Source organism: Anoxybacillus sp. FSL W8-0104, assembly GCF_038004465.1.
Lineage (GTDB): Bacteria > Bacillota > Bacilli > Bacillales > Anoxybacillaceae > Anoxybacillus > Anoxybacillus flavithermus_G.
Map to the genome: position 1 here is coordinate 152,501 of NZ_JBBOQU010000001.1, position 12,698 is coordinate 165,198.

9 protein-coding genes, 10 tRNA genes and 2 rRNA genes (1 of these 21 cut by a window edge) are annotated in these 12,698 nt (G+C 43.9%); all 21 read left to right on the top strand.

The features are described from left to right. A 23S ribosomal RNA gene (locus NST18_RS00830) occupies positions 1-940 on the top strand; it begins 1,986 nt to the left of the window's first position. Positions 941-1,057: 117 nt separating this feature from the next. After that, positions 1,058-1,174, top strand: a 5S ribosomal RNA gene (gene rrf, locus NST18_RS00835). Positions 1,175-1,205: 31 nt separating this feature from the next. Further along, positions 1,206-1,280 (top strand) — tRNA-Asn (locus NST18_RS00840). 2 nt (positions 1,281-1,282) lie between these two features. After that, positions 1,283-1,355 (top strand) — tRNA-Thr (locus NST18_RS00845). Positions 1,356-1,370: 15 nt separating this feature from the next. After that, positions 1,371-1,442 (top strand) — tRNA-Glu (locus NST18_RS00850). A 10-nt stretch (positions 1,443-1,452) separates the two neighbouring features. Beyond that, positions 1,453-1,528: transfer RNA gene (locus NST18_RS00855), tRNA-Val, on the top strand. A 59-nt stretch (positions 1,529-1,587) separates the two neighbouring features. After that, positions 1,588-1,663, top strand: a tRNA-Thr gene (locus tag NST18_RS00860). Positions 1,664-1,668: 5 nt separating this feature from the next. After that, positions 1,669-1,753 (top strand) — tRNA-Tyr (locus NST18_RS00865). Between the two features lie 145 nt (positions 1,754-1,898). After that, positions 1,899-1,973: transfer RNA gene (locus NST18_RS00870), tRNA-Gln, on the top strand. A gap of 10 nt (positions 1,974-1,983) precedes the next feature. Further along, a tRNA-Lys gene (locus NST18_RS00875) sits at positions 1,984-2,056 on the top strand. Between the two features lie 6 nt (positions 2,057-2,062). Then, a tRNA-Gly gene (locus NST18_RS00880) sits at positions 2,063-2,137 on the top strand. Position 2,138: 1 nt separating this feature from the next. After that, positions 2,139-2,211 (top strand) — tRNA-Ala (locus tag NST18_RS00885). Between the two features lie 134 nt (positions 2,212-2,345). Further along, positions 2,346-3,242, top strand: a complete 897-nt coding sequence (gene rocF / locus NST18_RS00890) for an arginase (RefSeq protein WP_004888717.1) — start codon at positions 2,346-2,348, stop codon at positions 3,240-3,242. Positions 3,243-3,445: 203 nt separating this feature from the next. Then, positions 3,446-4,795, top strand: a complete 1,350-nt coding sequence (locus NST18_RS00895; RefSeq protein ID WP_064214294.1) for an ISLre2 family transposase — start codon at positions 3,446-3,448, stop codon at positions 4,793-4,795. 218 nt (positions 4,796-5,013) lie between these two features. Next, on the top strand, positions 5,014-5,577 hold the full coding sequence (gene sigW / locus NST18_RS00900) for an RNA polymerase sigma factor SigW (RefSeq protein ID WP_004888718.1): 564 nt from the start codon (positions 5,014-5,016) through the stop codon (positions 5,575-5,577). A gap of 17 nt (positions 5,578-5,594) precedes the next feature. Further along, positions 5,595-6,209, top strand: coding sequence for an anti-sigma factor family protein (locus NST18_RS00905; protein WP_004888719.1), 615 nt, complete (start codon positions 5,595-5,597; stop codon positions 6,207-6,209). A 63-nt stretch (positions 6,210-6,272) separates the two neighbouring features. Further along, entirely contained in the window at positions 6,273-7,094 is an 822-nt protein-coding gene (gene cdaA / locus NST18_RS00910; RefSeq protein ID WP_004888720.1) for a diadenylate cyclase CdaA, read from the top strand. Continuing rightward, the gene (locus NST18_RS00915; RefSeq protein WP_064213865.1) at positions 7,087-8,319 is read left to right on the top strand and encodes a CdaR family protein; all 1,233 of its coding nucleotides are present in this window, start codon (positions 7,087-7,089) and stop codon (positions 8,317-8,319) included. The genes cdaA and NST18_RS00915 overlap by 8 nt, the downstream gene beginning before the upstream one ends. A gap of 19 nt (positions 8,320-8,338) precedes the next feature. Then, positions 8,339-9,685 (top strand): phosphoglucosamine mutase, encoded by a 1,347-nt coding sequence (gene glmM / locus NST18_RS00920; RefSeq protein ID WP_064213864.1) that lies wholly within the window; start codon positions 8,339-8,341, stop codon positions 9,683-9,685. A gap of 390 nt (positions 9,686-10,075) precedes the next feature. Next, on the top strand, positions 10,076-11,878 hold the full coding sequence (gene glmS / locus NST18_RS00925) for a glutamine--fructose-6-phosphate transaminase (isomerizing) (protein WP_004888723.1): 1,803 nt from the start codon (positions 10,076-10,078) through the stop codon (positions 11,876-11,878). A 290-nt stretch (positions 11,879-12,168) separates the two neighbouring features. Beyond that, positions 12,169-12,684: a DNA methyltransferase gene (locus tag NST18_RS00930; protein ID WP_128356963.1), complete on the top strand. Its 516-nt coding sequence runs from the start codon at positions 12,169-12,171 to the stop codon at positions 12,682-12,684. Positions 12,685-12,698 lie beyond the last annotated feature (14 nt).

Sequence of the window (12,698 nt, forward strand, 5' to 3'; positions counted from 1 at the left end):
CCCGCACGAAAGGTGTAACGACTTGGGCACTGTCTCAACGAGAGACCCGGTGAAATCATAGTACCTGTGAAGATGCAGGTTACCCGCGACAGGACGGAAAGACCCCGTGGAGCTTTACTGCAGCCTGATATTGAATGTTGGTGCGACATGTACAGCATAGGTGGGAGACTGAGAAGCCTGGACGCCAGTCTAGGTGGAGTCGCCGTTGGGATACCACCCTTGTCGTACTGAGATTCTAACCCGCACCCCTGATCGGGGTGGGAGACAGTGTCAGGTGGGCAGTTTGACTGGGGCGGTCGCCTCCCAAAGCGTAACGGAGGCGCCCAAAGGTTCCCTCAGAATGGTTGGAAATCATTCGAAGAGTGTAAAGGCAGAAGGGAGCTTGACTGCGAGACCTACAAGTCGAGCAGGGACGAAAGTCGGGCTTAGTGATCCGGTGGTTCCGAATGGAAGGGCCATCGCTCAACGGATAAAAGCTACCCCGGGGATAACAGGCTTATCTCCCCCAAGAGTCCACATCGACGGGGAGGTTTGGCACCTCGATGTCGGCTCATCGCATCCTGGGGCTGTAGTCGGTCCCAAGGGTTGGGCTGTTCGCCCATTAAAGCGGTACGCGAGCTGGGTTCAGAACGTCGTGAGACAGTTCGGTCCCTATCCGTCGCGGGCGTAGGAAATTTGAGAGGAGCTGTCCTTAGTACGAGAGGACCGGGATGGACGCACCGCTGGTGTACCAGTTGTTCCGCCAGGAGCACAGCTGGGTAGCTATGTGCGGAAGGGATAAGCGCTGAAAGCATCTAAGCGTGAAGCCCCCCTCAAGATGAGATTTCCCATCGCGTCAAGCGAGTAAGATCCCTTGAAGATGACAAGGTAGATAGGTCCGAGGTGGAAGCGTGGCGACACGTGCAGCTGACGGATACTAATCGATCGAGGACTTAACTAAACACACAAGAAAAGCGTAGGCGACTACACAAAACCTGTTATCTAGTTTTGAAGGAATAAAAAATGCTTGACAACAAAAAATATTCCTTTATAATAACATTTGTCTAAAGCATGTTTGCTCGGTGACGATGGCGGAGAGGTCACACCCGTTCCCATCCCGAACACGGAAGTTAAGCTCTCCAGCGCCGATGGTAGTTGGCGGGACACCGCCTGCGAGAGTAGGACGTTGCCGGGCAAGATAATGCATAAATCACTTTTACGATTATTCCGCAGTAGCTCAGTGGTAGAGCACTCGGCTGTTAACCGAGCGGTCGTAGGTTCGAATCCTACCTGCGGAGCCAGTGCTTCCATAGCTCAGTTGGTAGAGCACTTCCATGGTAAGGAAGAGGTCACCGGTTCAAGCCCGGTTGGAAGCTTGTGTGTCGTATGTTGGCCCGTTGGTCAAGTGGTTAAGACACCGCCCTTTCACGGCGGTAACACGGGTTCGAATCCCGTACGGGTCATCCCTTTTACGGAGGATTAGCTCAGCTGGGAGAGCACTTGCCTTACAAGCAAGGGGTCGGCGGTTCGATCCCGTCATCCTCCACCATACGTTTTGATAAATGTGTAGGAAATTGGGTAGCATAATGTAGTCTAGGGAAAATGACTGCCGGCTTAGCTCAATTGGTAGAGCAACTGACTTGTAATCAGTAGGTTGCGGGTTCAAGTCCTGCAGCCGGCACCATTTGCGGAGGGGTAGCGAAGTGGCTAAACGCGGCGGACTGTAAATCCGCTCCCTTTGGGTTCGGCGGTTCGAATCCGTCCCCCTCCACCATTTGTTTTCACACAATGATTACATACATTTTTGTCATATCGATGTCGGATTATTTCGCGAATTTCCTTCAGAAATTCTCAAAATAATCCTGCGGTGTTAATTCATGAAGTAAATTCTGAGAAGTTAACTCATGAAGTTATATCGATGGGCTATAGCCAAGCGGTAAGGCAACGGACTTTGACTCCGTGATGCGCTGGTTCGAATCCAGCTAGCCCAGCCATTTGTATAATGAGCCATTAGCTCAGTAGGTAGAGCATCTGACTTTTAATCAGAGGGTCGGAGGTTCGAGTCCTCCATGGCTCACTGTTTGCGGAAGTAGTTCAGTGGTAGAACACCACCTTGCCAAGGTGGGGGTCGCGGGTTCGAGTCCCGTCTTCCGCTCCATGGGGCCTTAGCTCAGCTGGGAGAGCGCCTGCTTTGCACGCAGGAGGTCATCGGTTCGATCCCGATAGGCTCCATACTAAAACCTTAGGTATTACCTAAGGTTTTTTCTGTTTGTTATAGAATAAATATTCAAAAAGTTGTCGAGTTGAGCCAACTGTTTCTCCTCATGTACAATAAACATCAGATACAACAAGGGGAGGAGATCGAGATGGACATTTCGATTATTGGAGTGCCAATGGACTTAGGACAAACACGCCGTGGTGTTGATATGGGGCCAAGTGCCATTCGCTACGCTGGCGTAGTAGAGCGTTTAGAAAACTTAAATCATGATATTGAGGATTTAGGTGATATTCAAATTGGTCGCGCTGAGCGCGTTCAAGATGTGACAAATCCAAAATTACGAAACTTGAAAGCGGTTGCTGAGGCGAATGAAAAACTAGCCGCTACGGTGGATGAAGTTGTGGCCAAAGGTCGTTTCCCACTAGTGCTTGGTGGGGATCACAGCATTGCGATTGGGACACTTGCAGGAGTGGCTAGACATTATAAAAGTTTAGGCGTCATTTGGTACGATGCGCACGGAGATTTAAACACGGAGGAAACGTCTCCCTCGGGAAATATTCACGGTATGTCGCTTGCTGCAAGTTTAGGACTTGGTCATCCAGCTTTAACGATGATTGGTGGATATAGTCCAAAAGTGAAACCAGAAAATATTGTGATCATCGGTGCTCGTGCACTTGATGAAGGCGAAAAACAATTAATTAAAGAAAAAGGAATCAAAATATATACAATGCATGAGGTTGATCGTCTCGGTATGACAAAAGTAATGGAAGAGACGATTGCGTATTTAAAAGAACGAACAGACGGTGTACATTTGTCTCTTGACTTAGATGGGCTTGACCCACATGATGCACCTGGAGTTGGAACGCCGGTGATCGGTGGGCTCTCTTACCGTGAAAGTCATTTAGCGATGGAAATGCTAGCTGAAGCGCAAATCATCACTTCAGCTGAATTTGTTGAAGTGAATCCGATTTTAGATGAGCGCAATAAAACAGCTGCAACTGCTGTCGCTTTAATGGGATCGCTGTTCGGTGAGAAGCTTGTATGAGAGGTGGCATCATGCCACCTCTTCATTTTTTTAAAGTATGAACGTATGAGTAAAATGTTTGTGGGAGAAAAAAAGACAGGTTCCTGATTTGGTATAATAAGGAACCTGTCAGATATGTAAGCAAAATAGATGAAAAACGGGCTCTCCTCCTGGTAAGGTAGTAAGTGCGAAAAAAAATACAACCAAAGAAAGGAGTGGAGCCCATGCAGGATTATATCACAAACGGCTTGACATTAAAAGAGATCGAACAGTCTTTATTTAGACATATGCAAAAACAATATGGTCATCTCCTTCAACAGGTGTTGGAGGAGATCGACCGCACATTGGCAGAACAGCGGGACAAGAAACGATATGCGCTCAAAGATAAGCGGACGATCCGACTCCAAACGCTATTTGGAGAGGTGGAAGTGAAGCGAAACTACTACTTTGACCGTGAAAAAAAGGTGTATACGTCTTTACTCGATGTCTTTCTCCAGTTCGATGGGGCGCATGGAGTGAGTCCGCTATTAGAGGAGACAGCGATTCATCTCGCCGTGACGGGTTCTTCGTATCGACAGGCTGCGCAGTCGCTTGAAAAGCTGGTGGGGTATGCATGTATGAGTCACGAAACGATTCGCCAGTCCATCATCGAGGCAGAGGTGGAAGGGCACCGTGCGATGGAGAAAAAAGGGCGCGTGTTTTTTATCGAAGCAGACGGGTTGTACGTGAAACGTCAACGAAGCCGCATCAAAGGAAAAGAAGAAAAGATCATCACGATTCACCAAGGATGGGAGAAAAACGGGAAACGCGTATCCTTAGTGAATCGACGGTATATGGTTCATCAAACGAATGAACCGATTTGGGAAGCTGTAGAGAATTTTCTGATGAAGGAATACAGCTATGATCCGTTTGAGGATTGGGTGGTCATCAATGGAGATGGAGCCCCATGGATTACAGCGTGTCGAGAATATTTCGGGGACAGGGGGTACTTTCAGCTTGATCGGTTCCATGTGGCAAGAGAGATTCGTCAATTGTTCCGAGGTCATGCGAGATATCGGGTGATTCGAAAGAAGTTAGCATCATGGGATGAAGAAGGTGTGTTACGAGAACTCACAAGTGCCATCGGTACGTTAGAACATGAGGAGAAGGAAAAGCAACTCGAGGCGCTTGTTCGTCGAATCGAGGAGATGCCAGGATGTTTGCGTGACTATCGCGTATGGTTGAAGGAAAAAGGGATTGACACGACAAACATGAGGGCGATGGGGAGTGCGGAAGGAACGATGCATGTGTTTGCGAAACGAAGTAAAAACGGTCGAAGTTGGAGGGATGCAGGGATTGAAGCGATGTTGCGAGCGATCGTCGCGATAAAAGATACGTTACTCATTCGGACACGCGATGGAGTGATGTATGGCGCGGAAGAACGAGAAGAAACGAAACGAGAAACGATCGTGAAAAAGGCACTGAAGCGCGTGCAAACGCAAATGACAGAAGTGGTACGAGATAACATCCCATACCTTCGCCAATCTTCAGGGACACCGATTTACGAGGCATTGCAAGCATTGAAAGGTTTTTAAAACGAGAGAAAACGCACATACCTACAGGATGAGAGTAAGTAAAAGCGCTTACATATAACGATTTTATAAAACCATATATAACCAAAAAAATCGGTCGAGAAAAAAATCTCCCACAAAGTCTTGACTCAAACAGTATGAACATATTCGTTGCGATTTGTGGAACTTTGCTTTATGTTATTCGTATAAAATAGTAGCCCCCATGTGGAGGTAAATATTACATGGACATGTTTATTAGGCAACGTATTAAAGCAGTTAAAAAAGGAGATCAAAGTGCTTTTGCTGATATTGTTGAAATGTACAAAGATAAAATTTATCAACTATGCTATCGCATGTTAGGAAATCGTCATGAGGCGGAGGATGCGGCACAAGAAGCGTTTATTCGGGCGTATGTCAACATCCATACGTACGATCCAACTATGAAATTTTCTTCTTGGTTGTATCGCATTGCAACGAATTTATCGATCGATCGCATGCGTAAAAAAAAGCCTGATGTTTATTTAGATGCGGAAGTGTCAGGAACAGATGGGCTAACGATGTACTCTCAGCTTGCAGATAAGGGAACTTCTCCGGAAGATGCTTTAGAAAGCTTAGAGTTACAGAAAATGGTTCAAGAAGCGATTTTAAAATTGCCCGAAAAATATCGCACAGTCATCGTTTTAAAATATATTGACGAACTATCGTTACAAGAAATTAGTGACATTTTAAACTTACCGATTGGCACAGTAAAAACGCGCATTCATCGTGGTCGTGAAGCATTGCGTAAACATTTAGGCCATTTATGATAAAAGGAGTGAGACAGATGCCATGCTCTAAACAAATTGTTCAATGGATGCATGACTACTTAGATGGGGATATTCCAAAAGAGGAAGAACGACAATTGCGTAGCCATATTCAACAATGTGAAGCATGTCGCGAACATTTTTATGCATTGGAAAAAACAGTGGCGTTTGTCGAAAACGTTTCTCACTTCACCCCTTCAGACGATTTTATCAAAAAAGTGATGTACAACTTACCTCGTGAAAAACGACGTGTACGTTGGAAACGGTGGTTTACTCATCATCCGTTTTTAACGGCTGCATCACTATTTCTCCTATTAAGCACAAGTGGCTTGTGGGCCGTTTGGCAAGAAGACAATGAATTTTCGTTTTCTAAGCAAGAACATTTAATTGTTCAAAATCATACTATCATTGTGCCGAGAGGAAAAGTCGTGGAAGGTGATATTGTTGTCCGAAATGGTGATATTCAAATTGAAGGAGAAGTGCGTGGCAACGTTACTGTTATTAACGGTCATAAATATTTAGCTTCTGCTGGTGAAGTAACCGGACAAATTGAAGAAGTTAATGAAGTATTTGATTGGATTTGGTATAATGTAAAAAGAGTCGGTTACAATATCGCCAAAACATTAACGAAATAGCCATCCATATTGATGGCTTTTTTACATGTGAGAGCAATTAGAATGAGTGAAGGAAGTGTAAGAATGCCATTTGGAGAGCTCCCAACATTTGTGAATTACCTCATTAAGTTTGTAGACATTCTTGTCGTTTGGTTTGTCATTTATAAGCTTATTATGGTTGTACGCGGTACGAAAGCGGTGCAACTGCTAAAAGGGATTATTGTCATTATCCTTGTTCGCATTGTAAGTAGCTTTATTGGATTAAGCACATTGCAATGGTTGATGGATCAGGCGATTACATGGGGTTTTTTAGCTATCATCATTATTTTCCAGCCTGAGTTACGTCGAGCACTTGAACAGCTAGGGAGGGGAAAACTGTTTTCTCGGAGCACGACGCCTGAAGAGGAAGAGCAAACGCACATCATTGAAGCGATTGTGAAAGCGACAGAGTATATGGCAAAACGACGAATCGGGGCGTTAATTTCTATTGAACGAGAAACAGGAATGGGCGATTATATTGAAACCGGCATCCCATTACACGCACACGTTTCATCAGAATTGCTCATTAACATTTTTATTCCAAATACGCCACTTCACGATGGAGCTGTTATTGTTCAAAGAAATCAAATCGCTGCGGCATCTTGTTATTTGCCGCTGTCGGAAAGCCCGTTTATTTCTAAAGAACTTGGCACAAGGCATCGCGCTGCGTTAGGTATTAGTGAAGTGACAGACAGCATTACCGTCGTTGTGTCTGAGGAAACGGGAGCGGTTTCTGTCACGAAAAATGGGGAGCTTTACCGCGACTTAAAGTTAGATGTATTGCGAGAATTGCTGACGAAAGAGCTCGTTCAACCGAAGACAACTTCTTCATCTCGTTGGCAGTGGAGGGCGAAAAAAAGTGGATAAATGGATGAATAGCCCATGGTTTATACGCATTTTTTCTTTGTTGCTAGCGCTTATGATTTACGTTTCGGTGAATATTGAAACACAATCAAACAGCACGTCAAGAAATACGGTCGGTCAAACCGATGTCGAAACAGTGACGGACGTTCCCGTCGTCGCATATTACGATCAAGAAAACCTTGTTGTTTCTGGTATCCCACAATCGGTGAACGTCATGCTTGAGGGGCCGAAAAGCATCGTTACGCCAACGAAGCTGCAACGAGATTTTGAAGTATATGTTGATTTATCTAAACTGCCAATTGGTAAGCATACAGTTCCTTTGAAATACCGAAATATTTCTGAAAAGTTACGCGTTACTATTGATCCAGCGACAATTACTGTGACGATTGATGAGCGTGTGTCAAAAGATTTTTCTGTGGAAGTCGATTTTATTAATAAATCACAAATTGCAGACGGTTATTCACCGGAACAACCAATTGTGAAGCCAAATATTGTGAAAGTGACAGGGGCAAAAACGCTAATTGACAAAGTTGCGTTAGTAAAGGCACGTGTTGACTTAAAAGGAGTCGAAGAAACGATTGAGCGAGAGTCGAAAGTGACGGTGTATGACAAAGAAGGAAATGTGTTGCCTCTTGATGTGGAACCGTCTATTGTTGATATTACTGTGCCAATTAAAAGTCCAAGCAAAACAGTTCCATTAAAAATTGATCGAAAAGGAACGCTACGGGAAGGATTAAGCATTAGTAAAATGGAAGTGATTCCGAGCGAAGTTACAATTTTTGGACAAAAAGCAAAAATTGACGACATCGAATTTATTAGCGGCATTGAAGTCGATTTAAGCGATATTACAGGCAATACAACTTTACAAGTTGATGTGCCTGTACCAAAAGGAGTAAAAGCTGTAGATCCAGCAAAAGTTACAATTTTAATTGAAGTGGAGCAAGAAAAAGAGAGAACGTTTGGTCAAGTTCCAATTGAAGTGATTGGACTAAACGATGCATACAAGGCAGAATTTATCGATCCTGCCGATGGAAATATTGCGCTAACTGCTTTAGGAGCTCAAAGTGTACTGAATGCTATTCAGTTGAAAGATATTGAGGTATACTTAAACGTTAGTGAATTAGGTATTGGAGAACATGACGTACCAATTGAAGTCAATGGTCCTCAAAACGTTCGCTGGAGACTACCACAAAAAGAAGCAACGATTCGCATTACAAGAAACGAGTAATAATAGAAGGAGCGATAGCATGGGTAAGTATTTCGGAACAGACGGTGTTCGAGGGATTGCCAATAGCGAATTAACGCCAGAATTAGCTTTTAAAATTGGTCGTTTTGGTGGATATGTATTAACGAAAGATAAAGAACGTCCGAAAGTATTAATCGGACGCGATACACGCATTTCTGGTCATATGCTCGAAGGAGCGCTTGTTGCTGGATTGCTCTCCATCGGGGCAGAAGTGATGCGTCTAGGTGTCATTTCAACGCCGGGTGTAGCATATTTAACGAAAGTGCTAGGGGCGCAGGCGGGAGTGATGATCTCCGCCTCGCATAATCCTGTCCAAGACAACGGCATTAAATTTTTCGGACCGGATGGTTTTAAACTGTCCGACGAACAAGAACAGGAAATTGAAGCGCTTCTTGATAGCGAAGAAGATACATTACCTCGTCCAACAGGAAAAGATTTAGGACAAGTAAATGACTATTTTGAAGGTGGACAAAAGTATTTACAATACTTAAAACAGACAGTGGATGAAGATTTCTCAGGAATTCACGTTGCCCTTGATTGTGCCCACGGTGCGACATCGTCGTTGGCGACGCATTTATTTGCCGATTTGGATGCTGATGTGTCTACGATGGGGGCATCGCCGAATGGATTAAACATTAACGAAGGGGTTGGCTCTACTCATCCAGAGGCGCTAGCAGCGTTTGTGAAGGAAAAGGGAGCCGATGTTGGCTTAGCGTTTGATGGAGATGGCGACCGATTAATTGCAGTTGATGAAAATGGCCAAATCGTTGATGGGGATCAAATTATGTACATTTGCGCGAAATATTTAAATGAACAAGGGCGCTTAAAACATCAAACGGTCGTCTCGACAGTGATGAGCAACCTCGGTTTTTATAAAGCGCTCGAGGCGCAAGGAATAAAAAGTGTGCAAACAGCTGTAGGGGACCGTTATGTCGTCGAAGAAATGAAAAAGAACGGTTACAATTTAGGTGGAGAACAATCTGGGCATATTATTTTCCTTGATTACAACACGACAGGCGATGGCCTGTTGACAGCGTTACAGCTTGTCAATATTATGAAAGCGACGAAAAAACCGCTTTCTGAGCTAGCGGGGGAAATGAAAAAATATCCACAAAAATTAGTGAATGTAAAAGTGACAGATAAACAGGAAGCAATCGCAAACGAAGAAGTGCAACGTGTCATTCGCGAAGTGGAAGAAGAGATGGCTGGAAACGGCCGCATTCTCGTTCGCCCATCAGGGACGGAGCCGCTCGTTCGTGTGATGGCAGAGGCGCCGACAAATGAACTTTGCGATCAATACGTCGAGCGCATTGCGTCCGTTATTCGTGAGCGTTTTGGCGCACAATAATGGTTTCGGTAGACAATATGCATAAATGGAACGGTTTATTCCATTTATGCATATTTTGTTTATACAGGGGTAAGCGATACACATTGACGGTTGCCTCTTTGTTGTTGTAAACTATTGTTGTTTGACATCTTACATGAAAGGAGGATAGACGGAAACGATCGTATAAAAGCGCCTGGACTAAGCTTGGACGGAAAAAAGCTTAGTTGACGAGGAGGAGGTTTATCGAGTGTTCGGCGGATGCCTCCCGGCTGATGCGATGACAGCCGCAAGTTCTTTCTTAAAACAAAGAGGCGACTCTTTGCACAAAGGAAAGAGCGTTCATCGCAAGCAAGTCAATTATTTAAGGGGCAAGAGCCCCTTCTTGCCCCTAACATTAGGGAGGATTTTTTTATGTGCGGAATCGTTGGTTATATTGGTGAACAACCATCAAAAGAAATTTTATTGTACGGATTAGAAAAATTAGAATACCGTGGCTATGACTCGGCAGGGATTGCGTTATTAAATGAAAAAGGTATACATGTATTTAAGGAAAAAGGACGGATTGCCGATTTGCGTGCCGCCGTTGCAGAAGATGTAGATGCACCGCTTGGCATCGGTCATACGCGTTGGGCGACACATGGCGTGCCAAACCGCGTGAATGCTCATCCACATCAAAGTGCATCTGGCCGCTTCACGCTTGTGCATAACGGCGTGATCGAAAACTACGAATTGTTAAAACGCGATTATTTAGCACATGTGACGTTTAAAAGTGACACAGATACAGAAGTTATTGTTCAGTTAATCGAAACGTTTGTAAATGACGGATTGTCGGTGGAAGAAGCGTTCCGTAAGACGCTTTCGTTATTGAAAGGCTCGTATGCGATCGCTTTAATTGATGCAGAAAATGATGGCATCATTTACGCGGCGAAAAACAAAAGCCCGCTTTTGGCTGGATTAGGTGAAGGATTTAACGTCGTCGCAAGCGATGCGCTCGCGATGTTGCAAGTAACAAACCGATACGTCGAGTTAATGGATAAAGAAATCGTCATTGTGACAAAAGAACATGTGACAATTAAAAAGTTAAATGGTGAAGTAGTGGAACGCGCGCCATATGTAGCGGAATTAGATGCAAGCGACATTGAAAAAGGAACGTATCCTTACTACATGTTGAAAGAAATTGACGAACAGCCGCTTGTCATTCGCCGTTTAATTGAAAAATATCGCAACGAACAAGGTGAACTAGCGATTGATGAAGACATTGTGCAAGCGATTAATGAAGCGGATCGCTTATATATCGTCGCATGCGGCACGAGCTATCATGCTGGTTTAGTCGGCAAACAATTGATCGAAAACTGGGCGAAAATCCCTGTTGAAGTGCACATTGCAAGCGAATTTTCATACAATATGCCGCTTTTATCGGAAAAACCGCTCTTTATTTATATTTCACAAAGCGGGGAGACGGCAGATAGCCGCGCGGTGCTCGTGCGCACGAAAGAGCTTGGTCATAAATCATTAACGATTACGAACGTGCCAGGTTCGACATTATCGCGCGAAGCAGATTATACGCTTCTTCTTCATGCTGGGCCAGAAATCGCTGTTGCATCAACGAAGGCATATACAGCACAAATTGCAGTACTTGCGATGCTGGCTGCGGTGGCTGCAAAAGCAAAAGGCATCGAATTGAATGTTGACGTAACAAAAGAACTTGGCATTGTAGCGAATGCGATGGAGACACTTTGCGACGCAAAACATGAAATAGAAAACATCGCACGCGAATATTTAGCGACAACACGCAACTGCTTCTTTATCGGTCGCGCGGTCGACTATTATGTTGTATTAGAAGGCGCGCTAAAGCTGAAAGAAATTTCTTATATTCAGGCAGAAGGTTTTGCGGGCGGGGAATTGAAGCACGGTACGATCGCTTTAATTGAAAACGGCACACCAGTCATTGCCCTAGCGACACAAGAACATGTGAACTTAAGCATTCGCGGAAACGTAAAAGAAGTTGTCGCGCGCGGTGCAAATCCGTGCATCATCTCGATGAAAGGATTAGACATGGAGGACGACCGTTTCGTCATTCCAGCCGTTCATCCGATGCTCACACCGCTTGCGTCTGTCGTGCCATTGCAGCTCATTGCTTACTATGCGGCACTACATCGCGGTTGCGATGTCGACAAACCACGCAACTTAGCGAAGTCTGTAACGGTGGAATAAAGCTTAAAAAACACACGTCATGGTGTTGAATGACAAAAAAGTCGGGAACCGGACAAAAAAGTTGGGTACCGAACAAAAAAGTCGGGAACTGAAAGCCTGTTGGTGAATCCAGCTGTCCGTGAAAAATAAAGTCGTATATAAACAAAATGCTGGCGTTAGTCACCAGCATTTTTTATTTCGAATAGAAGGAAACATGCGGATAAAGGTTAAATGAATAAAAGGTTATTTAAATTCTATTTTTTAGAAACAAAGAGCGATTTTATATTAAAATAAGTTGTGGGGTGATTTAAATGAATGAGAAGTTATCGCTAAGTTCAGAAAATGTGATACAAAACAGAATTAATGAATTGGGAAGAATCTTCCCTGAAGTGGTAAAAGAAGGGGAGGTTGACATTGAAAAGTTAAAGCAGTTCCTCGGCATAGAAAATACAACGTTAAAAGAAAAATATGAATTTACCTGGGCAGGAAAAAGTAATGCGATAAAAGCTATCCAAACACCTAGTATTGGAACCTTAATCCCTTCTGTTGAAGAATCAGTTAATTTCGATTCAACAGGAAATCTTTTTATTGATGGCGATAATTTGGAAGTGTTGAAATTGTTACAGAAAAGCTACTATGGGAAAATAAAAATGATATATATTGATCCTCCTTATAATACAGCGAACGATTTTATTTATCCTGACAATTATAGAGAGGGTTTACAAGATTATTTAAGATATACAGGGCAAATTAATGATGAAGGAAATGTTATTAGCTCAAATACGGAAACAAGAGGTCGTTTCGGTACCGTCAAGAATTTTGTGTAATGTAAAATAGATAG

Coding starts and splice junctions, on each gene's coding strand:
- NST18_RS00930 (WP_128356963.1), top strand. CDS start 12,169: ATGAATGAGAAGTTATCGCTAAGTTCAGAAAATGTGATACAAAACAGA.
- cdaA (WP_004888720.1), top strand. CDS start 6,273: ATGCCATTTGGAGAGCTCCCAACATTTGTGAATTACCTCATTAAGTTT.
- rocF (WP_004888717.1), top strand. CDS start 2,346: ATGGACATTTCGATTATTGGAGTGCCAATGGACTTAGGACAAACACGC.
- sigW (WP_004888718.1), top strand. CDS start 5,014: ATGGACATGTTTATTAGGCAACGTATTAAAGCAGTTAAAAAAGGAGAT.
- NST18_RS00905 (WP_004888719.1), top strand. CDS start 5,595: ATGCCATGCTCTAAACAAATTGTTCAATGGATGCATGACTACTTAGAT.
- NST18_RS00895 (WP_064214294.1), top strand. CDS start 3,446: ATGCAGGATTATATCACAAACGGCTTGACATTAAAAGAGATCGAACAG.
- glmS (WP_004888723.1), top strand. CDS start 10,076: ATGTGCGGAATCGTTGGTTATATTGGTGAACAACCATCAAAAGAAATT.
- glmM (WP_064213864.1), top strand. CDS start 8,339: ATGGGTAAGTATTTCGGAACAGACGGTGTTCGAGGGATTGCCAATAGC.